Here is a 23408-nt window from a genome sequence, read left to right as displayed (position 1 = left end):
CGTCATAATATAATGAATGTAATCTTCTGACAGTTATCTGCTGGATTATGGAGGACTGTTTTATGTTAATTTGGGTCAAAACGCATCAAAAACCCCTCTTTATTTTTATCCCTCTCCTCATACTCTTCTGTTTTTTCCTGTTTCATCAGACCACTCAAAGTTCTGTTCCTGTTGAAAGTCCGCTCCATGAGGAGACAATCCTGATCAATGAAAATGACGATGATTCAGCTTTGGTAGCTGATCCTGATATTTTTGTAGATGTGAAAGGAGAAGTGAAACATGAAGGCGTCTATAAAATGAAAATTGGAGACAGGGTCATTGATCTCATTCAAAAAGCCGGTGGGGAACTTCCGGAGGCTGACATGGCTGCAGTAAATATGGCGCAAAAACTGCAGGATGAAATGGTCATTATGGTCCCTGCAATTTCTTCTGAATTAACAGGAAACCAGCTCGTGCAATCTGATACAATAAATATTAACATTGCCACCCAATCAGAGCTTGAAACTATTCCTGGTATCGGACCGGCAAAAGCAACGGCTATTATCCAGTACAGGGAAGAGCATGGTCAATTTCAATCGATTGAGGAAATCATGAATATTTCAGGGATAGGCGAAAAAACGTTTGAAAAATTGAAAGAGTCGATCAGTACTTATTGATTTCAAACTGAAACCGAGCAAAATTAACAGCAGCAGCTGTCAGGAGGCGTTAACGATGAACAGAATTTCCTGGAATCAGTATTTTATGGCACAAAGTCATTTGCTAGCCCTTAGAAGTACCTGTACGAGGCTGACAGTAGGAGCGACGATTGTGCGGGAACAACGCATCATTGCAGGGGGATATAATGGTTCAATTAAAGGAGGCACACATTGTATTGACGAAGGTTGCTACGTGATTGATAACCACTGTGTGCGTACAATTCACGCTGAAATGAATGCTTTATTGCAATGTGCAAAGTTTGGTGCAGCAACTGAGGGTGCCAGTATGTATGTCACACATTTCCCATGTCTGCAGTGTACAAAAGCCATCATTCAGGCGGGGATTTCAAAAATCTATTATGCGAGTGATTATAAAAATCATCCATATGCGATCGAGCTTCTTGAGCAGTCAGGTGTACAAACCGAGTGTGTCCCTTTTGACCCGTCATCAATCGAACAGCTTATTTCTCCCGCCACACAGGGAAGAGTGAATTGAAGCTGATACTCTACAGTGTCCCCGCAGCCCTCGCAGGTGCAGCGGGGGCATTTCATCCGGATACGATCCCCTTTATCATTCTTCTGTTTCTCTTTTATTTTCTAAAGTCTTCAAGCATCTTAATTCTCTTTGTATCAGCTATGATCAGTATGCTGTTTTATTTTCAGACAGACCACCAGCTTCAAACCCTTCAAACTTCAATTTCTCCCGATCAATCTACTTTAACTCTCTATATGTTAACCCCATTTACCGGAGACGAGAACAAACGTGCTGTAGCGCTGCATGGTACAGAAAAACTGATGATCACTATACCTGAGGTGCACCAGGGTCTGATCAATATAGCCCCGGCTAACAGTACATGTAGCTGGGAGGGCGAACTCCTGTCACCGAATCCCGCCGAAAATTTTAATGCATTTGATTATAAACGATATCTGTACTATGAAAACATACATTGGATATTCAGAGTACATAATGTTACAAATTGTATCCCTGTAAAAAAGTCTTTCTACTCATTATTAATGGACTTGCGCTATCAGGGGACTGCAAGGACAGAAGAGATTTTTCCGGATCATATAAAAGGAATTGCAGGCGCGTTGCTGTTTGGAGACCGCAATCTGATGGAAGAAGAACAGATTAGAATGTATCAGCGCTTAGGTGTCATTCATCTCCTCGCTATTTCAGGCATGCATGTTGGAATGATTACTTTCTTTCTTTGGAAAGTCCTGTTAAGAGCAGGCCTGACGAAAGAAACGATCCGAATGAGTCTATTTATTATTTTGCCTTTTTACGCAGTAATGGCTGGTGCTGCACCGCCTGTTTTAAGAGCTGTTGGAATGGTTCTTTTGGGGTTGAGCCTTCAGTACTTATTTGTAAGGCTGCCACTGCTACATATTCTGAGCACTGTGTTTGTGCTCCATTTATTTTTGTTTCCTCTAGAGCTTGTCAATGCAGGGTTTCAGCTGAGTTATGCAGTCAGTTTCACACTTGCGCTTTCTTCTGGCAGGATCTTAAAATTTCAAAATAAAATAGTAAGTCTTCTGATGGTTACTACAGTGGCCCAGCTTGGTGCTTTACCAATCATTCTGTGGCATTTCTATGAACTATCTCTATCCTCCTTTTTCATGAATCTGATTTATGTGCCTCTGTATACGCTGATTATTCTTCCTTCATTTATTTTTATTTATCTCCTGTCATTTCTTTCGATGGACACCGCGATTTTTGCAGCAATGGTCCCTGCGGCTCTGATTTCTCCTGTGGAACATCTCTCAGCACTCATTTCAGATATTAAACGTTCAGTACTGATTTCAGGTAAGCCATCTATCCTCAAATTGATCATATTGAGTACCGGATTAATCGGGATGCTAAGCTTATTTGAAAAAAATAAGTTCAAACTGGCAGGCTGCTGTCTGATTGTTGTGATAGTGTATATGATCGGTTCGATTTATGTAAATCCCAAAGGAAGCATTACGTTTATCAGCGTAGGTCAAGGAGATAGTATCCTAATTCAGCTCCCGTTTAATCAGGGGAATTATCTGATTGACACAGGTGGCCAGGTTCATTTCGGAGAAGCTGATGATCGTTTTTCTGTTGGTGAAAAAATTGTACTGCCTTATTTGAAAAGTATGGGCATCTCCACAATTGACCTGCTGATATTGACACATCATGACTGGGATCATATTGGCGGGGCACAGGACTTATTAAAAGAACTGTCAATAAAAGAAGTGTGGACAAGTGACGGCTCTGCTGATAAAGAAGAAATGAGGACTTTACTTGAAGCTTTCGTACGGGATGGAACACCCGTTAAAGAAATAAAAGAGACTGCAAGCTGGGAGGTCGGGGGAAATAAATTTAAATTGATCACACCGGGTGATCATCATGAAGGGAATAATGCATCCTTAGTGTTGCAGGCAGATATAGGTGGGAAGAAGTGGCTTTTTACTGGAGATATCGAAAAGGAAACTGAAATAGAGATGTCAGATGAATTTGAAGATATCGACGTTTTGAAGGTAGCGCATCACGGAAGTAACTCTTCTTCCACGCAAGCATTTTTAGATATTGCAAAACCTGAATATGCCATCATTTCAGCAGGTAAGAATAACATGTATGGCCATCCGCATCCTGCTGTAATAAAAAGACTTGAGGGGGCTGAAGTATACGTGACTTCGGTAAATGGTGCTGTCAGGTATACTTTTACAGGGGATGATGGCACTTTTGATGTTGCAGCACCATATAATATTGAAAAATAAAAAGAGCCATAAAGGCTCTTCAAAAAAGTTAGGATCCCACGACTGAGATGATTGTTCCAACTGTGAATAATGCAGCGAAAAATCCAAATGATACAATAAATGCTACGCCGGAATCAATCAGGTCGTTTCGTTTCGATTGAACATTTTGTTCGAATTCATTCATGGTTACCCCTCCTATATACATTTTCAGTATAGTGCATCGTTTTAGAAAAATCCATAGTTACCATTTAAAATCTTTTACATTAAACAGCTTATCACAAATAATTCATAAATTGATACAAATACTACGCACAAACAACTGAAAAGGCGGTGACCCGGGCCCGGCTTCTCAGTGTTTATATAAGGCAGATTCACTCTGCCCTTTCCACTGTTGTATAGGGAGTGAGATTTCCTATACAATGGTGGTGATACATATAAAAGTGAGGCGGATTTATTTGATAATCAAAGAATGGAACGCAATAAAAAAAGGGCAGCTTGCGCCTGTTTATTTATTGTACGGTGAAGAAGAATACCTGCTTCATGAGACGAAACAGCTGTTAATTCAGCATGTGATTTCAGAAGAAGAAATGGATTTTAATTTCTCTCTACATGATCTGGCTGACGATGCCAATCTTGAAGCTGCAATAGAAGATGCTGAATCTTTTCCTTTTATGGGTGAAAAACGTCTGGTTTTTATTGAGGGCGCAATGTTTTTTACTGCTGAAAAGAAAAAAGATATCAAACAGTCGACTGAGGTACTTGAAGCTTACCTTGCATCCCCTGCACCTTATACAGTGCTTGTTATTCATGTGCCTTCAGAAAAACTCGACGAACGGAAGAAAATTACAAAGCTGACGAAAAAAAATGCCGCTGTCATTGAAGCCAAAAAATTAACGGTAAATGATATTAAGGGGTGGATTAAAAGTAAGGTTGCTGACCACCGACTTCAGATTGAAGATGAAGCGGTTGAAAAACTTACAGTGCTCGCGGGAACCAATCTCTTTATGCTTGCAGGGGAAATCGAAAAGTTAGCTTTATATGCCGGTGGATCAGATGTGATCAGGCATGAGGATGTGGTGCTGCTTACACCTAAGTCTGTTGAGAATAATGTGTTTGATTTGATTGAGTTTACATTGAATGGACGCACTGGGCATGCAATTGAACTGTACCATGACCTGATCAGGCAAAAAGAGGAGCCTCTGAAGCTGCTGGCGCTCTTAAGCGGTCAGTTCAGGCTGATCTATCAGGTGAAAAACATGAGTGGAAAAGGGTTCAGTCAGCAGCAGATCGCTTCAAGGCTGAAAGTTCACCCATTCAGAGTAAAGCTTGCCGGTCAGCATGCCGCAAAGCTTTCAGCTGATCATCTAAAGACAATTATGCTTGAGCTTGCTGAATGTGACCTTTCACTGAAATCTTCTTCAGGAAGAAAAGATATGATTATTGAAATGTTTCTGACAAAGCTTCCGGCGCTAAGCCGATAAAAAAAGCCGATGCATGCAGCATCGGCTTAAAAATTATGCGTTAAGCTTTTTCGTTAGACGAGACTTTTGACGGTCTGCGTTGTTTTTGTGAATAAGCCCTTTTTGTGCAGCTTTGTCAAGCTGTTTTACAGCAGTTGAAAGCAATTCTGTTTTGTTGTCAGAATCGTTCTGAACAGCAGTTTCGAAACGCTTGATCGCTGTACGCATAGATGATTTTTGCTGAATGTTCGCTTCGTTGCGAGCAGCATTTGTCTTTGTGCGTTTGATAGCAGATTTAATGTTTGGCATTTATGTCACCTCCCGAACTGAATCGAGGACTATTAAAAACTCGATTAACATGATTCACGCCATTTACGGCATACGGTTTCTCGTAAGGAACCGGTTAGATTCAATTACATAAGAACAAGGGATATTTTATCAAACAGGCAAAGAGAATGCAATAGTAGCGAAAATAAATATTTGAATAAACGTATAGAACATGAGCATTGAAACACCCTAAATAAAAATGCTGATGGGAGTTGACATGATGGCTTTTCGAACAGATCTTGCGCTTGAGGCTTATGAAGCCCTTTCTGCTGAGAAGGAATATGAGCTGATTGTTGAAGAGGAAGAGGTCAATGAATTTAAGTTAAAAAAAATAAAAGTTGATCAGACTGCATCAACTTTTACCGGAAAAAAAGCAGGAGATTACTGGACTTTTGAAGCTCCACAGTTGAGAACGCAAAATGAGGAGTGGGTGGAAAAAGCATCTACAGCTTTATCACATGTTATCAGATCTTTTCTACTGAAACAGCAAATCAGTGAAGAAGCACCGGTACTCATTGCAGGGCTCGGAAATTGGCAGATTACTCCCGATGCGCTTGGTCCGGAAGTTTGCCGAAAGGTTTTTGTCACCAATCATTTATTTGAAGTTGAACCAAATGCAGTTGAAGGATTCAGAAGAACTGCAGCCCTTGCGCCAGGTGTTATGGGGCTTACAGGAATGGAAACCGCCGCAACCCTGAAAGGTGTGATTGAGCAGTATAAGCCGGGAGCAGTGATCATCATAGATGCGCTCGCAGCCAGATCCGCTTCAAGACTTCACACAACAGTTCAGTTATCATCAGCCGGCATACATCCCGGTGCTGGCGTTGGGAACAATCGTCAGGAGATCAGCAGTGAGCTTTTCGGGGTTCCAGTTATTGCGATCGGCATACCAACAGTCGTTGATGCTGCATCAATTACCAATGACGCGCTGGGGTATTTCGAAAAAACAATGAAAATGAAGAGTCAGAAACAGAAGCCGGCAGCCCTTCTAATGACAAAGCCGTCAATTGAAGAGCTGGATAAGAATATAGCGGGTCCCAGGGAGAAAAGTGCATACCTTGGAGTAATCGGTGAATTATCTGATGAGGAAAAACAGCAGCTCTTTAAAGAAATCCTGTCCCCGATCGGGCAGAACCTGATTGTTACCCCAAAAGAAACAGATCTTTATATTAAACAAGCGTCAGACATGCTGGCTTCGGCCATTGATCATGCATTGCACCATCCTGAAGAAACGTTCTGAATAAAAATTGTGTGCATATACTGCATAAAGATTTCAATCAGGAGGTGGCCTGTTGAAAAAGACGCAGACAATGCATTCAGTCAATTTATTCCTAAAAACATTTCTCCTGCTTATTTCTGTTATGGCGGCAGGGCTTTACCTTCCAAATGTAAAACAGGGAATCTATGATTTTTCATTTGCATTACCGGAAGAGCTGCCGCTAAGTGCTACATATCTGATGTTACAAACTGAATATGCCTATCTGACACCACAGGATGAACTAAAAGCAATATGGGATGCGCTATCGGAGACTGTATTTGATCCTGTGAACTGGCTTGCAATGGAGGGGTTCAGTCATGAAGTTGCTGCGAATGAATTTCCTGCACCTTCTGAATCTGTCCCCCCGACAGAATGGTTTTTCAGCGGTGAAGAAGAAGAAGCCGTTGAGGTAAACCAGGAACCAATTACAGCAGATGACTCCGCGAACCCGCGTGTGTTTATATACTTTACCCACTCAAGAGAGTCTTTCTTACCTTATTTACCAGATACAAAAGACCCTAACCTCGCTCATCATTCGAAAGTGAATATCACGCAGATCGGGCAATATTTTAAACAGTCATTTCATCAGAAAGGGATACCGGTGAAAGTTGATTCGACTGATGTAATGGCAAAGTTAAAGGAAAGTGGAAAAGATTACTGGCAGGCTTACGATGCATCAAAAAAAATCGTACAGGAAGCAATGAGTTCGAATGACACATTGGACTATTTTATTGATGTTCACAGAGATTCTGTCAGACGTGAAGCAACCACGCTTCAATCCGGTGATCAGACCTATGCTAAAGTCGCTTTCGTTGTAGGGGGAGAGCATGAGGGCAGTAAAGAAAATGAAATACTTGCAGAGGAAATTCACAAAAGGCTGAATGAGCTTGTTCCGGGCATTTCACGTGGGGTGTATATTAAAAAAGGGGAACACACAAACGGAAAATTTAATCAGGATTTGTCTCCAAGGTCCATTTTACTGGAGCTTGGCGGAGTGGATAATAAGTTTGAAGAACTCGAAGCAACAACGGAAATTTTTACACAGGTAATGGCTGAATATATGCTCGATGCTGAGCCGGTCAGTGTCCCGTAAAGTGTGCGATTGAAACACGCCTGTTAAACTGTTATACTTTACGCTAGTACAATTGCGTCTTAAAAACAGGAGTGGACACGAAATGAACCAGGAACAGCGTCTTAATAGACAAAAAAATATTAGAAACTTTTCAATTATTGCCCACATTGATCACGGGAAGTCAACGCTTGCTGACCGGATTTTGGAGCAGACGAAAGCACTGACGGCCCGTGAAATGAAAGCTCAGCTGCTTGATTCGATGGATCTTGAAAGAGAGCGCGGCATTACAATTAAACTAAATGCAGTACAGCTTAAATACCAGGCAAAAGACGGTGAAGAATATACGTTTCATCTGATTGACACACCTGGACATGTCGATTTCACATATGAAGTATCAAGAAGTCTTGCTGCCTGTGAAGGAGCAATCCTTGTCGTGGATGCCGCTCAGGGAATTGAGGCACAGACACTAGCCAATGTCTATCTGGCGCTTGATAACGACCTTGAAATTCTGCCGGTTATCAACAAAATTGACCTGCCTGCAGCAGATCCCGAGCGTGTTCGCCAGGAAGTTGAGGATGTGATTGGTCTTGATGCATCAGAAGCAGTGCTTGCTTCAGCTAAAGCCGGTATCGGTATTGAAGATATCTTAGAACAGATTGTTGAAAAAGTACCAGCACCTCAGGGTGACCCGGATGCACCTTTAAAAGCACTGATTTTCGACTCGCTTTATGACCCTTACAGAGGTGTAGTCGCGTATATCAGAATTGTTGAAGGCCGTGTGAAGCCTGGGGATAAAATCCGTATGATGGCGACAGGTAAAGAATTTGAAGTGAATGAGATTGGTGTATTTACACCAAAAGCAACGGCACAGGATGAATTAACTGTAGGTGATGTAGGTTACCTGACAGCAGCAATTAAAAATGTCAGTGACACGCGTGTAGGGGATACGATTACAAGCGCAGTCACTCCGACTGAAGAAGCACTGCCCGGTTACCGCAAAATGAACCCGATGGTATATTGCGGTCTTTACCCGATCGACACTGCAAAATATGTTGATCTTCGTGAAGCACTGGAAAAGCTTGAACTGAATGATTCGGCCCTGCAATATGAAGCCGAAACTTCACAGGCGCTCGGCTTCGGCTTCCGCTGCGGATTCCTCGGACTCCTGCACATGGAGATCATTCAGGAGCGAATTGAACGTGAATTTAATATTGATCTGATTACAACTGCACCGAGTGTTATATATGATGTTTATCTTGAAGACGGCAGCTACGTAAAAGTGGACAACCCTGCAGCGATGCCGGATGCTCAATCTGTTCATCACGTAGAAGAACCGTATGTTAAAGCAACAATCATGGTGCCTAACGATTATGTTGGTCCTGTGATGGAGCTGGCACAATCAAAGCGTGGTAATTTTATCGATATGCAGTACATGGACGAATCCCGTGTAAACGTCGTTTATGAAATTCCGCTTGCTGAAATTGTGTACGATTTCTTCGATCAGCTGAAATCAAGTACAAAGGGATATGCTTCATTTGATTATGAATTAATTGGATATCACGAATCTAAGCTGGTGAAAATGGATATTCTTCTTAATGCTGAGAAAGTTGATGCACTGAGCTTTATTGTTCATAAGGATTTCGCCTATGAACGCGGTAAGCTGATTGTTGAAAAGCTGAAGAAATTAATTCCGCGCCAGCAGTTCGAGGTACCTGTACAGGCGGCTGTTGGAAATAAAATCATTGCCAGATCATCTATTAAAGCAATTCGTAAAAACGTACTTGCTAAATGTTATGGCGGAGATATTTCACGTAAGCGTAAGCTGCTTGAAAAACAGAAAGCCGGTAAGAAGCGTATGAAGATGGTCGGCTCTGTTGAAGTCCCTCAGGAAGCGTTTATGGCTGTCCTTCAGATGGATGAAGGCGAAAAATAATTTTGATACATGAGAAAGGGGAGCGGGTTCTGCTTACGGCAGGAAACGTCCCTTTTTCTATGTTAAAGGAATGAGGAAAGACATGACATCTGCAGTTTATATACACATTCCATTTTGTCACCACATATGTCACTACTGTGATTTTAATAAAGTATTTATGAAAAATCAGCCTGTTGATGAATATATTGATATGCTGATACAGGAAATGAAAACCGTTTATAAAGGCTCTGAACCGATGAAAAGTATTTTTGTCGGAGGCGGGACCCCTACTGCATTAAGCGCTGTCCAGCTAAAAAAACTGTGTGAAGGCATTCAGTCAACCTTCCGGATTACTGATGAAACTGAATATACGTTTGAAGCGAACCCCGGCGATCTCAGTAAAGACAAAATCAGTGTCCTGAAAGCCTCAGGGGTGAACAGACTCAGCTTTGGCGTACAGTCATTTAACGACCGGCTGCTCGAGAAAATCGGGCGGAACCATCGTTCTGATGATGTATATCGCTCGGTGAGAGAAGCGCAGGAGGAAGGCTTCAGCAATATCAGTATTGATCTGATTTATGCGCTGCCGGAACAAACACTTGAAGATTTTGAGGATACGATTGATCGTGCGCTTGAACTCGATTTGCCTCATTACTCAGGCTACTCACTGATTGTAGAACCTAAAACTGTTTTTTATAATCTGATGAGAAAAGGGCGTCTGCCGCTACCCGGGGAAGACGCTGAAGCAGCCATGTATGAGCTGCTCATGGAAAAAATGTCAGCAAAAGGGCTTCATCAGTATGAAATTAGTAACTTTGCTAAACCCGGTTACGAAAGTCTTCATAACCTAACCTACTGGGAGAATGAAAGCTACTACGGTTTTGGTGCAGGTGCACATGGATATGTGAATAGTATCAGATATTCTAATATCGGCCCCGTATCCAAGTACATTCAATCTCTTAAAGACGGCAAATTACCCGTTTTTCATGAAGCAGAGGTTACACTTTATGAAAAAATGGAAGAAGAGATGTTTCTCGGTTTAAGGAAAACAGGGGGTGTATCAATTCCGCACTTTAAACAGAAGTTTGATGTTGAGCTGATGGATACATTCGAAGCGCCGGTTAAAAGTATGACTGAAAGAAAACTTTTAGTTGTTGAAAATGACCGCATCAGATTAACCCGGGAAGGCCGTTTTCTCGGTAACGAAGTGTTTCAATCATTTCTTGGAATAAATTAATGCATAGTCGTTGACAGTAAAATCATCATTTGATAACTTAAGAATTAGATTTAGCACTCGTGATAAGTGAGTGCTAACAGGGGTGATAAAAGATGCTAACAGATCGGCAATTACTTATTCTTCAAGTGATTATTGATGATTTTATTCGCTCTGCCCAGCCGGTAGGTTCGAGAAGCCTGTCCAAAAAAGTGGAGATTCCTTTCAGCTCTGCTACGATCCGTAATGAAATGTACGATCTTGAAGAAATGGGACTGTTAGAAAAAACCCATACGTCATCAGGGCGTATTCCTTCAGAGAAAGGATATCGTTTTTATGTGGATCATTTGCTCTCACCACAGGCTCTAAAGAAAAAAGATATGTCTCAAATACAGTCGATCTTTGCAGACAGAATTCTTGAAATTGAAAATGTCGTTCAGCGTTCAGCTGAAATACTTTCACAAATGACAAACTATACTTCAATTGTGCTCGGTCCTGATCATCATGATAATAAAGTAAAAAGCGTTCAGATTATTCCACTGAATCAAGAAAGCGCAATTGCCATTATCGTGACAGATACCGGACATGTTGAAAACAAACGATTTACCATTCCACCCGGTTTGAATCCTGAGGATATTGAACGGATGGTCAAGATACTGAATGATAAGCTGACCGGCACACCGCTTGCAGAGCTTCATGACAAAATGTATAAAGAAGTCGCATTATTTCTGAAGCGTCATATAGCGAACTATGACTTAATGATTGAAGCTTTTGCGCAAATTATGAACATACCGGTCCACGATAAGCTGTTTTTCGGTGGAAAGATGAATATGCTGAATCAGCCTGAATTTAATGATATTGATAAGCTCAGAATGCTAATGGATGTTATTGATAAGGAAGATTATTTATATCCGCTGATTAAAGACAGCAGTGGCTCTGGCATTCAGATCAGGATTGGCAAGGAAAATAATAATGAGGCACTAAAAGATGTTTCCCTGATCACGGCATCTTTTCCCGTTATTGGAGGACAAAGTGGCTCACTCGCCATCCTTGGTCCTACAAGGATGGAATATTCCCGTGTAATCAGCCTGTTGAATGTCATCAGTATGGACCTGTCTAAAGCATTATCACACTTTTATGATTCAGATGAAAAATGATGCCTGCCGGGATCTTAACCCTGGCAGTGCATTTTACTGAGCGGGTCTGTATCGTTCTTTGATCCGGGCGTTTAGCGAAGGTTAAAAAGGGAAAGCATTTCAAGGAGGTGAAAGATCGTGTCAGAAAAAGATGTACAACAGGAAACAACAGAAGAAGTAAAAAATGAAGCGGTTGAAGAAACTGAGGAGACTTCAGATCATGCAGTTGATCAGGAGGATTCAGTAGCTACTGAAGAAGTAAACTGGCAGCAAAAAGCTGAAGAGGCTGAAGATAAATACCTGCGTCTTCACGCTGAATTCAATAACTACAGACGCCGTATTCAAAAAGAGAATGAAACTTTACAAAAGTATCGTGCTCAAAATATCGTGACAGGCATTTTACCTGCACTTGATAATTTTGAACGCGCGCTTAATATAGAGACTTCAAATGATGAATCTGCTTCATTATTAAAAGGCATGCAAATGGTGCATTCAAGCCTTTTAGAAGCACTGAAAGCTGAAGGTGTTGAAGTCATTGAATCAACAGGTCAGCAATTTGACCCGAACCTTCATCAGGCAGTGATGCAGGTTAATGAAGAAGAGTATGAATCAAATACCGTCATTGAAGAACTGCAAAAAGGCTATAAGCTGAAGGACCGTGTAATCCGTCCTTCAATGGTAAAAGTAAACGAATAATTGTATTTGGGAGGATGATGTTGAAATGAGTAAAATTATTGGTATTGATTTAGGTACAACAAACTCGTGTGTGTCTGTACTTGAAGGCGGAGAAGCAAAAGTAATCGCTAACCCTGAAGGTAACCGTACATCTCCATCGGTTGTATCATTTAAAAATGGTGAAATGCAGGTCGGGGAAGTAGCTAAGCGTCAGGCAATTACGAACCCTAACACAATCATGTCTGTTAAAAGACATATGGGTACAGACCACAAAGTAGAAGCAGAAGGAAAAGAGTATTCACCTCAGGAAATTTCTGCAATGATTCTACAATACTTAAAAGGATATGCTGAAAGCTACCTTGGTGAAGAAGTAAAAAAAGCAGTCGTTACTGTTCCGGCATATTTCAATGATGCTGAGCGCCAGGCAACGAAAGACGCTGGTAAAATTGCAGGTCTTGAAGTAGAGCGTATTATTAACGAGCCAACTGCAGCAGCACTTGCATATGGTCTTGACAAGATGGATGAAGATCAGACGATTCTTGTATATGACCTTGGTGGCGGTACATTTGACGTATCAATCCTTGAGCTTGGCGATGGCGTATTTGAAGTGCGTTCAACTGCCGGTGATAACCGTCTTGGCGGTGACGACTTTGACCAGGTCATCATTGATCACCTTGTAGCAGAGTTTAAAAAAGAAAATGGCATTGACCTTTCAAAGGATAAAATGGCACTTCAGCGTCTAAAGGATGCAGCTGAAAAGGCAAAGAAAGATCTTTCAGGTGTTACTTCAACGCAGATTTCACTTCCATTTATCACAGCTGGGGAAGCAGGACCGCTTCACCTGGAAATGAATCTGTCACGTGCGAAGTTTGAAGATCTTGCTTCTTCATTAATCGAGCGTACAATGGGACCAACTCGTCAAGCAATTAAAGATGCAGGTATGTCTGCTTCTGAAATTGATAAAGTAATTCTGGTAGGTGGATCTACACGTATCCCTGCTGTACAGGAAGCAATTAAGAAAGAAACAGGAAAAGAGCCTTCAAAAGGCGTTAACCCTGATGAAGTAGTTGCTATGGGTGCAGCAATCCAGGGTGGTGTACTGACTGGTGACGTTAAAGACGTTGTCCTTCTTGATGTGACACCATTATCACTTGGTATCGAAACAATGGGTGGCGTATCTACAGTTCTGATTGAACGTAATACGACAATCCCGACATCTAAATCACAGACTTTCTCTACTGCAGCTGATAACCAGAACGCTGTTGATATCCACGTGCTTCAGGGTGAACGCCCAATGGCAGCGGATAATAAAACACTCGGCCGTTTCCAGCTTGGAGATATCCCGCCTGCACCACGCGGCGTACCACAGATCGAAGTAACATTTGATATCGATAAAAACGGTATTGTGAATGTAAGTGCAAAAGATCTAGGTACTGGTAAAGAGCAGAAGATCACAATTAAATCTTCTACTTCTCTATCAGATGAAGATATCGACCGTATGGTAAAAGAAGCTGAGGAAAATGCTGAAGCGGATAAGCAGCGTAAAGAAGAAGCGGAAGTTCGTAATGAAGCTGACCAGCTGGTATTCCAGACAGATAAAACATTATCTGATCTTGGAGAAAAAGTTGATGAAGAAGAAAAGAAAAAAGCTGAAGCAGCGCGTGACGAGCTGAAGGAAGCAATTGAAAAGAATGAACTTGAAGAAATTAAGACGAAGAAAGATACTCTTCAGGAAATTCTACAGGCACTTTCAATGAAGCTTTATGAAGAAGCTGCACAACAGGCTGAAGCAGAACAGCAGGCAGAAGGCGGAAAGCCGGAAGATGATGTTGTTGACGCAGACTTTGAAGAAGTTGACGACGAGAAGAAATAATAGCAGAAGCGGAAAAAGTCAAAGTCACGGTACTTTGGCTTTTTCTTTGCCATTGCAAGGGCAGCAGGAAAAATGCTAAAATAACCTTTATGCAAAAGGACCGGGGAGTGGAAATATGAGTAAACGAGATTACTACGAAGTGCTTGGACTTTCAGAAGGTGCTTCTAAAGAAGAAATCAAAAAAGCTTATCGTAAGCTTTCAAAAAAATATCATCCGGATATTAATAAAGATGAAGATGCAGGCGACAAGTTTAAAGAAGTAAAAGAAGCTTATGAAGTATTAAGTGATGAACAAAAGCGTGCGCACTATGATCAATTCGGTCATACTGACCCGAACCAGGGCTTTGGCGGCGGTGCAGGATTCGACGGCTTCGGCGGATTCGAAGATATATTCAGCTCGTTTTTTGGCGGCGGAGGCAGAAGACGTGACCCGAATGCACCAAGACAGGGGAATGATCTTCAATACACAATGGCAATCCAGTTTGAAGAAGCAGTGTTCGGAAAAGAAACGGATATTGAAATTCCAAAAGAAGAACAATGTGAGACATGTGGCGGAGATGGTGCAAAGCCAGGTACAACGCCTGAAACTTGTCATTACTGTAACGGCTCGGGTCAGCTGAATGTAGAACAGCAGACACCGTTTGGCCGTATTGTAAACCGCAGAGTCTGTCACCATTGTGAAGGTTCCGGCAAGCTTGTGAAAGATAAGTGCACAACATGTGCTGGTAATGGAAAAGTGAAGAAGCGCAAGAAGATTCATGTAAAAATCCCTGCCGGTGTTGATGATGGTCAGCAAATGAGAGTCGCAGGTCAGGGTGAACCAGGTTTTAATGGCGGACCTCCAGGGGATCTGTATGTTGTTTTCCGCGTTAGAGCGCACGAAATCTTTGAGCGTGAAGGCGACGATATTTTCCTTGATATGCCGATTACATTTGTACAGGCGACACTCGGAGATGAGCTTGAAGTACCTACTGTACATGGCAAAGTAAAATGGAAGCTGCCAGCAGGTACTCAGTCAGGAACAACTTTCCGGATGAAGGGTAAAGGTGTTAAAAATGTTCATGGTTATGGACAGGGAGATCAGCAGATCCGCGTGAAAGTCATTACACCGAAGAAGCTAACAGACAGACAAAAAACGCTGCTCCGAGAATTTGCAGAAATCAGTGGAGATGTACCTGATGAGCAGCACGATAACTTCTTTGAAAAAGTAAAGCGCGCATTCAAAGGTGAATAATAAAATATGAACTGTCGGGGCATATGCCCTGACAGCCTGAAGTGAAATGGAGCTGGTCTGATGAAGTGGTCAGAAATAAGTATTCATACAACAAATGAGGCAATCGAGCCAATTTCCAATATCCTGCATGAAGCTGGTGCCAGTGGAGTTGTCATTGAGGACCCGGGTGAGCTATTAAAAGACAGGGAAGATCAGTTCGGTGAAATTTATGACCTGAATCCTGAAGATTATCCTGATACAGGCGTTATGGTGAAAGCCTACCTTCCTGTTAACAGCTTTCTTGCTGAAACGGTCGATGGGATTAAACAGGAAATCAGTAATCTGGTTTCATTTAATATTGATATTGGTGAGAATACAGTTGCCGTCAGTGAAGTGAATGAAGAGGACTGGGCTACTGCATGGAAAAAATATTATAACCCTGTGAAAATCTCTTCAACCTTTACAATCGTACCTACATGGGAGGATTATGAAAGAGTTTCAAGTGATGAACTGATCATCGAACTTGACCCTGGCATGGCTTTTGGGACAGGAACTCATCCTACTACTGTAATGTGTATTCAGGCGCTTGAACGCACAGTGATTAAAGGCGATACGGTGATTGATGTAGGAACTGGCTCTGGTGTGTTAAGTATTGCAGCAGCTTTGCTTGAAGCTTCATCAGTCCATGCGCTTGATCTTGATGAGGTTGCAGTCAAATCAGCAACTGAAAATATCACACTTAATGGTGTGGAAGAAACTGTTTCAGTGTCGCAGGGGAACCTGTTAAGCGGAACTACAGAGCCGGTTGATGTGATTGTAGCGAATATACTTGCTGAAGTTATTCTTACTTTTACTAACGATGCTTATGCGATGACAAAGCCGGGTGGCACATTTATCACTTCAGGCATCATTAAACAGAAAAAAGATACCGTAAAAGATGCACTTAGAGCGTCAGGTTTTGAAATTGATGAAGTGATGACAATGGAAGACTGGGTAGCGATTATCGCTACTAAGCCGGAAGCGTGACCAGGGATGCAGCGTTATTTTATTCAACATAAACCGGGTGATGACGGAGTTCTTTTAATCGAAGGTGAAGATTATAAACATATTGTCCGTGTTATGAGGATGACTGAAGGTGACAGGGTCATAGCGGTTCTTGATCAGCATACCGTTTATGAAGCGGAAATTGTAAAAATTGAAGAGACTCAGCTTTCCCTCAAACAGGTCAGTAAAATTGAACATCATTCTGAGCTGCCTGTTAATGTAACAATTGCTCATGGACTGCCTAAAGGCGATAAGCTCGACTATGTGATTCAAAAAGCAACTGAACTGGGCATGACATCACTGAAGCCGTTCAGTGCTGAAAGATCAATTGTAAAGTGGGATCAGAAAAAAGGTAAGAAAAAGGCTGAGCGCTGGAATAAAATTGCTAAAGAGGCTGCTGAGCAGTCACACCGTTCAGTTATTCCTGCGGTAGAAGAGCCGGTCACTTTAAAACAATTACGTTCGTCTTTTCACGAATTTGATGCTATTATGATGGCATATGAAGAAGATGCCAAATCCGGAGAAGCAACGAACTTTTATCAATTCCTGAATCAGTTGGAGTCAAACGCCAAAGTGCTAGTCATTATTGGACCTGAAGGCGGTTTCTCTGAAAATGAAGTGAACGTGTTTACGCATGCCGGGGCAGTCAGCTGTGGTTTGGGACCGAGAATATTAAGAACTGAAACCGCACCATTATACATATTGGCTGCGATTTCCTATCATTTTGAATTAATGAGGTGAAAAAATGGGAACAGTCGCATTTCATACGCTGGGATGTAAAGTGAACCATTATGAAACAGAGGCAATCTGGCAGCTGTTTAAAGCAAACGGATATGACAGAGTAGAGTATGAAGCATCATCTGATGTATATGTGATTAACACCTGTACAGTAACAAATACAGGAGATAAGAAGAGCCGCCAGGTAATCAGGCGTGCGATCCGCAAAAATCCTGATGCTGTTATTTGTGTAACAGGGTGCTATGCACAAACTTCTCCTGCAGAAATTATGGCGATTCCTGGCGTAGATATTGTCGTTGGTACGCAGGACCGTACAAAGATGCTTGATTATATTGAGCAATACAGACAGGAAAGACAGCCGATTAATGGCGTGACGAACATTATGAAAAACCGCGTCTATGAAGAGCTGGATGTTCCAGCCTTTACTGACCGTACACGGGCCTCGCTGAAAATTCAGGAAGGGTGCAATAATTTCTGCACATTCTGTATTATTCCGTGGGCTCGGGGGCTTATGCGTTCAAGAGATCCTGAAGAGGTGATCAGACAGGCTAAGCAGCTTGTGGAAGCAGGCTATAAAGAAATCGTTCTGACCGGTATTCACACTGGTGGGTATGGAGAAGACATGAAGGATTATAACCTGGCAATGCTTCTCACAGACCTTGAAGAAAAAGTAACAGGACTTAAGCGGATTCGTATTTCCTCAATTGAAGCGAGTCAGCTGACTGATGAAGTAATCGAAGTCATTGACCGCTCAAAAATGGTTGTCAATCACCTCCATGTTCCTCTTCAGTCAGGTTCAAATACAGTCCTGAAGAGAATGAGACGTAAGTATACTATGGAGTTTTTCGCTGAAAGACTGCAAAAGCTCAAAAAAGCACTTCCAGGACTTGCGGTTACCTCAGATGTGATCGTTGGTTTCCCTGGTGAAACAGAAGAAGAGTTTATGGAAACCTATAACTTTATCCGTGAGCAGAAGTTCTCAGAGCTCCACGTGTTCCCTTATTCAAAACGTACCGGTACACCTGCAGCGAGAATGGATGAACAGGTAGATGAAGAGATTAAAAATGAGCGTGTACACAGGCTGATTTCGCTTTCTGATCAGCTGGCAAAAGAATACGCTTCTAATTATCAGAATGAAGTACTTGAAGTGATCCCTGAAGAACCATTTAAAGAAGACGCAACCGGATCTTTATATGTCGGTTATACAAGTAACTATCTGAAAGTCGTATTCCCTGCGAATGAAGAAATGGTAGGCAAGCTTGTGAAAGTTAAAATAACAGAATCAGGATACCCTTACAACAAAGGTGAATTTGTAAGAGTGCTTGAAGAAGAATTAACGGTATAAACCTTGAGTAATAGGTCGTTTATATAACAAAAGCTTCATTCGATGTAACGATTTTAAAAGACTTAGACAATTATTTTGTCTAAGTTTTTTTTATTAGGCATTTCAACCGCTTAGTGTTAAAATAGGTACGTACATCTAAATGAAAAGGGGTATTAGCATGACACAAATCGCAAAAATGATCGACCATACACTATTAAAACCTGAAGCAACAAAAGAACAGATCACTAACCTGTGTGAAGAAGCAGCTGAACACGGATTTATGTCTGTATGTGTGAACCCTTACTGGGTTAAGCTTTCGTCAGAACTACTGCAGACTACTGATGTAAAGGTTTGCACAGTAATCGGTTTCCCGCTCGGCGCATCTGCAACTGAAACAAAAGCTTTTGAAACGAAGCAGGCAATTGAAGATGGCGCGACTGAAGTGGATATGGTGATCAACATCGGCGCACTGAAAAGCGGTGATTTTGATACAGTGAGGCAGGATATCCAGGCTGTAACAGCTGCTGCTAAAGGGAAAGCACTGACAAAAGTAATTATTGAAACTTCACTTATCACTGAAGAAGAAAAAGTGAAGGCTTGTGAGCTTGCAGTTGAAGCAGGTGCTGATTATGTAAAAACTTCTACAGGTTTCTCCGGAGGCGGAGCAACACCTGAGGATATTGCACTGATGAGAAAAACTGTTGGTCCGGACCTTGGTGTAAAGGCATCTGGTGGAGTGCGCTCTGCAGAAGATGCGCAGGCAATGATCGATGCAGGAGCTACACGCTTAGGTGCAAGTGCCGGCATTAAGATCATTCAGGGACAAACGGCTGACAGCGATTATTAAGGTTTAATTCAGCAAATGATGATCTGATGAATCTCGAAGTCTTTTCAACTCTTAAATCAGCGTTGAAAAGGCTTCTTATTCTTTCGAATACCTGTTGACCAGCACTTATACTTGGTTTATACTGTATAAGTACATGGGATTACCCATGAATGTCAGTAAGTATCCCTATCTTACTGCATGCAATGAAGAATACACATTCGTGTTTCTCTTTGCTTGAATATGTAAGCGTAGTGTTCGGAGGGAGGGAATTAGAGATGTCAAAAACGGTCGTTCGTAAAAACGAATCACTCGAAGATGCTCTTCGCCGCTTTAAAAAGACTACATCAAAGGCTGGTACTCTTCAGGAGTTCAGAAAGCGTGAATTCTATGAAAAGCCAAGCGTTAAGCGTAAGAAAAAGTCTGAAGCTGCAAGAAAGCGCAAATTCTAATATAGGAGCAGGTGCATGAAGTGAGTATGTTAGATCGTCTGAATGAAGATATGAAAACAGCAATGAGAAATAAGGAAAAGGAACGTCTTTCAGTGATCCGGATGCTTAAGTCTTCGTTGCAAAATGAAGGATACAAAGTAGGTCACAGTGATTTAACTGAAGATGAAGAATTGACTGTGCTTTCGCGTGAGTTAAAACAGCGCAAAGATTCTTATGCTGAATTTAAATCTGCAGGAAGAGATGATCTTTCTGATAAGCTTCTTGATGAAATCGCCTTAATTGAAACCTATATGCCCCGTCAATTGACTGAAGAAGAGCTTGAAGTCATTGTAATCGAAACGATCAATGAAACAAATGCTTCCTCTAAAGCTGATATGGGCAAAGTGATGAGCAGTATCATGCCTAAGGTTAAAGGCAAGGCTGATGGAGCCCGTATTAATAAAATGGTTCTCCAACACTTATCATAAAACTGAATTTGTTTATTCAGGTTCAGACCAATCAAGCCGTGTTTGCAATGTGCAACGCGGCTTGATTTTTTTTTGTTGAACATTCAGAATAAAAGTAAGGGAAAAAGTGAAACCTTTCTTTGATACATACGTATAGTAGCTAAGTCATTAATATGCTACCCAGTCACTGGCAGATAGAAGGGGGGAGTACAATGAAACTTATCGGAGTAAAACTGTTAGCTGCCTTTGTAGTTTTATTGTCAGTGTTTTCATTTATACAGCCGGCAGATGCAAATGGTCAGAAGGTATATGTGGCTCCGGTTAAAAAAGAGGTTGAACGAGGATTGGCAGCATTCCTTGAAAGGTCGATTGATGAAGCTGAAGAAAATGATGCTGAAGCATTAATACTGGATATTAATACGCCAGGAGGAGCTGTAAACGCTGCTGAGGAAATCGGAGAGATTATGCTGAACAGTGAAATTGATCTGATTGCATATATTAATCCGAATGCTTTGTCAGCGGGTTCTTATATTGCACTGTATGCAGATGAAATTTATATGTCGCCTTCAGGTAAGATGGGCGCTTCTGCAGTGATTACAAGTGCAGGTGGAGATGCTGATAGAAAAGCTCAAAGCGCATGGCTTGCTGCGATGATCAATGCGGCAGAGTCTTCTGATAAAAACAGAGATCCTATATTCGCTGAAGCAATGGTTGACCAGTCCATTGAGATTGAAGGAGTTGTTGATGAAGGCGAACTGTTAACCTTTACGCCTTCAACAGCGGAAGAAAACGGGTACTCTGAAGGGACTTATGCCAGTCTGGATGAATTGGTAGCTGCACTCGGATTTGGTGATGCTGAAGTGGTTTCTGTAGAACCAACTTTTACTGAAAACCTTGCGCGTTTTGTCACCAATCCAATTGTAGTGCCGATTCTCCTCTCAATGGCGAGTCTTGGTCTTATACTTGAATTGTATTCACCGGGATTTGGTATAGCGGGTTCGCTGGGACTTGGTGCGCTACTGCTGTTCTTTTTCGGCCACTTAATTGCAGGACTTGCAGGAATGGAAGTAATAATCTTATTCCTCATTGGCCTGGGCCTTGTAATTGCAGAGTTCTTTATACCGGGTGGTATTTTTGGTATTGCAGGGCTTGTTGCAATTGTTGTCAGTATCCTGCTCGCAGGAGAGAGTATTGCATTTATGGGTATTGCATTATCTGTAGCGCTTTTAGCTGCAGTGATCGGGATGGTGATAATGGTGAAATTCCTTGGTAAAAATCTTCACATGCTGAAGAAAATTATATTGAGTGATTCAACCAATACTGAAAGTGGTTATGTTTCTAATGTGAACCGCCATGAGCTGATTGGACAGACTGGCGTAACCAGAACTGCTTTAAGACCTTCAGGCACGATCATTATAGAAAATGAAAGAATTGATGCAGTGAGTGAAGGCGGATATATCAATAAAGATCAGAAAGTGTTAGTCGTGAAAGTGGAAGGCTCACGTATCGTAGTGAGAGAAGTTGAATAATTTTAAGGAGTGAATTGAATGGGAACAGAAGCAATTACGTTAATTATTATTGTTGTTGCTGCAGTGATTTTGCTAAGTGTTATTTTTACATTTGTACCAGTGGCACTTTGGATTTCAGCACTAGCAGCAGGTGTTAAAGTTAGTATCTTTACTTTAGTAGGGATGAGATTAAGACGGGTAATTCCAAGCAGAGTGATTAACCCGATGATTAAAGCACATAAAGCAGGTGTTGATGTAACGATCAACCAGCTTGAGAGTCACTATCTTGCAGGTGGTAACGTAGACCGCGTTGTCAACGCACTGATCGCAGCACAGCGTGCAAATATCGAACTTGCTTTCGAGCGATGCGCAGCAATTGATCTTGCAGGCCGTGACGTACTGCAGGCAGTTCAAATGAGTGTAAACCCTAAAGTAATTGAAACACCGTTTATTGCTGGTGTAGCAATGGATGGAATTGAAGTGAAAGCGAAAGCGAGAATTACAGTACGTGCCAACATTGACCGACTGGTCGGTGGTGCAGGTGAAGATACAATTGTAGCCCGTGTAGGTGAAGGGATTGTCAGCACAATCGGTTCAAGTGATAACCATAAAAAAGTACTTGAAAACCCGGATCTTATTTCACAAACTGTATTAGGTAAAGGACTAGATTCAGGTACAGCGTTTGAAATTCTCTCGATTGATATTGCTGATGTTGATATCGGTAAAAACATTGGTGCAGAACTTCAGACAGAACAGGCTGAGGCAGATAAGAACATTGCTCAGGCGAAAGCTGAAGAGCGTCGTGCAATGGCTGTAGCGCAGGAGCAGGAAATGAAAGCGCGCGTTGAAGAAATGCGTGCGAAAGTTGTTGAAGCTGAAGCAGAGGTTCCGCTTGCGATGGCTGAAGCATTACGTGAAGGTAATATCGGTGTAATGGATTATATGAACATTAAAAACATTGATGCGGACACTGATATGAGAGATTCTATTGGTAAGATTACCGGCAATAAAGACGATAAAGGTGGCAGCAAAAATTAAGTTAGGAGGCTGACTCCGTGGAGATTCTCATTATGGCGGTCATCGCGGGTGTCATCAGTCTTCTAAATAGACAGAAGAAGGAAGCACCTGCAGCAGAAAAACCGCCGGTACAAAAACCTACAGTATCTAAACCGAGAAATCTGAAGGAAACGTTTGATAAGCATGCAAAACAGCTGGCAGAGGAATACGACAAACAACGTAAAACCTTTGAGGAATCTCAGAGGCCGAGGCGTGAAACCCGTGAACAAAGCCAGTTAAAAAAACAGGCAGATCCAGTGGTTTCCCAGGAAATTGCAGTTGGAACCAGAGGGAAACCTGCTGTAAAATCAGATCCAATTAAAGAATCTGATATAACAATCACCAATGAATTAAAACCAAGCGATGTTGTAAACGGTATTATCTTCGCCGAAGTGCTTGGTCCGCCAAGATCTAAGCGTAAACACAGACAGTGAATGTCATGCCCTCTTCAGTTAAGACATA

At 41.8% G+C, this 23408-nt stretch carries 23 protein-coding genes; 21 read left to right on the top strand and 2 right to left on the bottom strand.

The window, feature by feature from the left end:
* Window positions 1-62 precede the first annotated feature (62 nt).
* The 3 genes from DH10bf12_RS14575 to DH10bf12_RS14565 are packed head-to-tail and all read left to right on the top strand — an operon-like array spanning window position 63 to window position 3437.
* Complete coding sequence (locus tag DH10bf12_RS14575; RefSeq protein ID WP_471735978.1) at window positions 63-656, top strand: helix-hairpin-helix domain-containing protein; 594 nt, start codon at window positions 63-65, stop codon at window positions 654-656.
* 55 nt (window positions 657-711) lie between these two features.
* Window positions 712-1191 (top strand): ComE operon protein 2, encoded by a 480-nt coding sequence (locus DH10bf12_RS14570; protein WP_471735976.1) that lies wholly within the window; start codon window positions 712-714, stop codon window positions 1189-1191.
* Entirely contained in the window at window positions 1188-3437 is a 2250-nt protein-coding gene (locus DH10bf12_RS14565) for a DNA internalization-related competence protein ComEC/Rec2 (protein ID WP_471735975.1), read from the top strand. The genes DH10bf12_RS14570 and DH10bf12_RS14565 overlap by 4 nt, the downstream gene beginning before the upstream one ends.
* 28 nt (window positions 3438-3465) lie before the next feature.
* On the opposite strand, the gene DH10bf12_RS14560 is transcribed toward DH10bf12_RS14565, so the two are convergent.
* Window positions 3466-3600, bottom strand: coding sequence for a YqzM family protein (locus tag DH10bf12_RS14560; RefSeq protein ID WP_404403994.1), 135 nt, complete (start codon window positions 3598-3600; stop codon window positions 3466-3468).
* Between the two features lie 271 nt (window positions 3601-3871).
* Here DH10bf12_RS14560 and holA point away from each other — a divergent pair, with 271 nt between their 5' ends.
* Window positions 3872-4897, top strand: coding sequence for a DNA polymerase III subunit delta (holA, locus tag DH10bf12_RS14555; RefSeq protein WP_471735974.1), 1026 nt, complete (start codon window positions 3872-3874; stop codon window positions 4895-4897).
* A gap of 33 nt (window positions 4898-4930) precedes the next feature.
* Here the strand turns inward: holA and rpsT are convergent, their stop codons facing one another.
* Window positions 4931-5185 (bottom strand): 30S ribosomal protein S20, encoded by a 255-nt coding sequence (rpsT, locus tag DH10bf12_RS14550; RefSeq protein ID WP_471735973.1) that lies wholly within the window; start codon window positions 5183-5185, stop codon window positions 4931-4933.
* Window positions 5186-5423: 238 nt separating this feature from the next.
* On the opposite strand from rpsT, the gene gpr reads away from it, so the two are divergent.
* The 17 genes from gpr to DH10bf12_RS14465 all read left to right on the top strand — a co-directional run bounded on the left by gpr (window position 5424) and on the right by DH10bf12_RS14465 (window position 23380).
* The gene (gene gpr, locus DH10bf12_RS14545; protein WP_471735972.1) at window positions 5424-6443 is read left to right on the top strand and encodes a GPR endopeptidase; all 1020 of its coding nucleotides are present in this window, start codon (window positions 5424-5426) and stop codon (window positions 6441-6443) included.
* 52 nt (window positions 6444-6495) lie between these two features.
* Window positions 6496-7554, top strand: coding sequence for a stage II sporulation protein P (spoIIP, locus tag DH10bf12_RS14540; protein ID WP_471735971.1), 1059 nt, complete (start codon window positions 6496-6498; stop codon window positions 7552-7554).
* A gap of 82 nt (window positions 7555-7636) precedes the next feature.
* On the top strand, window positions 7637-9466 hold the full coding sequence (gene lepA / locus DH10bf12_RS14535; protein WP_471735970.1) for a translation elongation factor 4: 1830 nt from the start codon (window positions 7637-7639) through the stop codon (window positions 9464-9466).
* An 82-nt stretch (window positions 9467-9548) separates the two neighbouring features.
* Window positions 9549-10682 (top strand): radical SAM family heme chaperone HemW, encoded by a 1134-nt coding sequence (gene hemW / locus DH10bf12_RS14530; protein ID WP_471735969.1) that lies wholly within the window; start codon window positions 9549-9551, stop codon window positions 10680-10682.
* Between the two features lie 92 nt (window positions 10683-10774).
* Complete coding sequence (gene hrcA, locus DH10bf12_RS14525; protein WP_471735968.1) at window positions 10775-11815, top strand: heat-inducible transcriptional repressor HrcA; 1041 nt, start codon at window positions 10775-10777, stop codon at window positions 11813-11815.
* A gap of 114 nt (window positions 11816-11929) precedes the next feature.
* Window positions 11930-12490: a nucleotide exchange factor GrpE gene (grpE, locus tag DH10bf12_RS14520; RefSeq protein ID WP_471738247.1), complete on the top strand. Its 561-nt coding sequence runs from the start codon at window positions 11930-11932 to the stop codon at window positions 12488-12490.
* Window positions 12491-12515: 25 nt separating this feature from the next.
* The gene (gene dnaK, locus DH10bf12_RS14515; RefSeq protein ID WP_471735967.1) at window positions 12516-14342 is read left to right on the top strand and encodes a molecular chaperone DnaK; all 1827 of its coding nucleotides are present in this window, start codon (window positions 12516-12518) and stop codon (window positions 14340-14342) included.
* A 115-nt stretch (window positions 14343-14457) separates the two neighbouring features.
* Entirely contained in the window at window positions 14458-15576 is a 1119-nt protein-coding gene (dnaJ, locus tag DH10bf12_RS14510; protein WP_471735966.1) for a molecular chaperone DnaJ, read from the top strand.
* 60 nt (window positions 15577-15636) lie between these two features.
* A complete protein-coding gene (gene prmA / locus DH10bf12_RS14505; protein WP_471735965.1) occupies window positions 15637-16581 on the top strand; it encodes a 50S ribosomal protein L11 methyltransferase in 945 nt (314 codons plus the stop codon).
* 6 nt (window positions 16582-16587) lie between these two features.
* Window positions 16588-17340, top strand: a complete 753-nt coding sequence (locus DH10bf12_RS14500) for a 16S rRNA (uracil(1498)-N(3))-methyltransferase (RefSeq protein ID WP_471735964.1) — start codon at window positions 16588-16590, stop codon at window positions 17338-17340.
* 4 nt (window positions 17341-17344) lie between these two features.
* Window positions 17345-18682 carry a tRNA (N(6)-L-threonylcarbamoyladenosine(37)-C(2))-methylthiotransferase MtaB gene (gene mtaB / locus DH10bf12_RS14495; protein WP_471735963.1) on the top strand — a complete coding sequence of 446 codons (1338 nt, stop codon included), beginning with the start codon at window positions 17345-17347 and terminating at the stop codon, window positions 18680-18682.
* Window positions 18683-18839: 157 nt separating this feature from the next.
* A complete protein-coding gene (gene deoC, locus DH10bf12_RS14490) occupies window positions 18840-19508 on the top strand; it encodes a deoxyribose-phosphate aldolase (RefSeq protein ID WP_471735962.1) in 669 nt (222 codons plus the stop codon).
* Window positions 19509-19762: 254 nt separating this feature from the next.
* Window positions 19763-19936 (top strand): 30S ribosomal protein S21, encoded by a 174-nt coding sequence (gene rpsU, locus DH10bf12_RS14485; protein ID WP_039809800.1) that lies wholly within the window; start codon window positions 19763-19765, stop codon window positions 19934-19936.
* Window positions 19937-19956: 20 nt separating this feature from the next.
* Window positions 19957-20403: a GatB/YqeY domain-containing protein gene (locus DH10bf12_RS14480; RefSeq protein ID WP_404403965.1), complete on the top strand. Its 447-nt coding sequence runs from the start codon at window positions 19957-19959 to the stop codon at window positions 20401-20403.
* Between the two features lie 191 nt (window positions 20404-20594).
* Window positions 20595-21911: an NfeD family protein gene (locus tag DH10bf12_RS14475; RefSeq protein ID WP_471735961.1), complete on the top strand. Its 1317-nt coding sequence runs from the start codon at window positions 20595-20597 to the stop codon at window positions 21909-21911.
* Between the two features lie 18 nt (window positions 21912-21929).
* On the top strand, window positions 21930-22928 hold the full coding sequence (gene floA, locus DH10bf12_RS14470) for a flotillin-like protein FloA (RefSeq protein ID WP_404403961.1): 999 nt from the start codon (window positions 21930-21932) through the stop codon (window positions 22926-22928).
* Window positions 22929-22945: 17 nt separating this feature from the next.
* Window positions 22946-23380: a hypothetical protein gene (locus DH10bf12_RS14465; protein ID WP_471735960.1), complete on the top strand. Its 435-nt coding sequence runs from the start codon at window positions 22946-22948 to the stop codon at window positions 23378-23380.
* The last annotated feature ends 28 nt before the right edge of the window (window positions 23381-23408 follow it).

Source organism: Jeotgalibacillus sp. 10bf12 (genome assembly GCF_055597105.1).
This window is presented reverse-complemented; position numbering and strand designations above follow the sequence as displayed.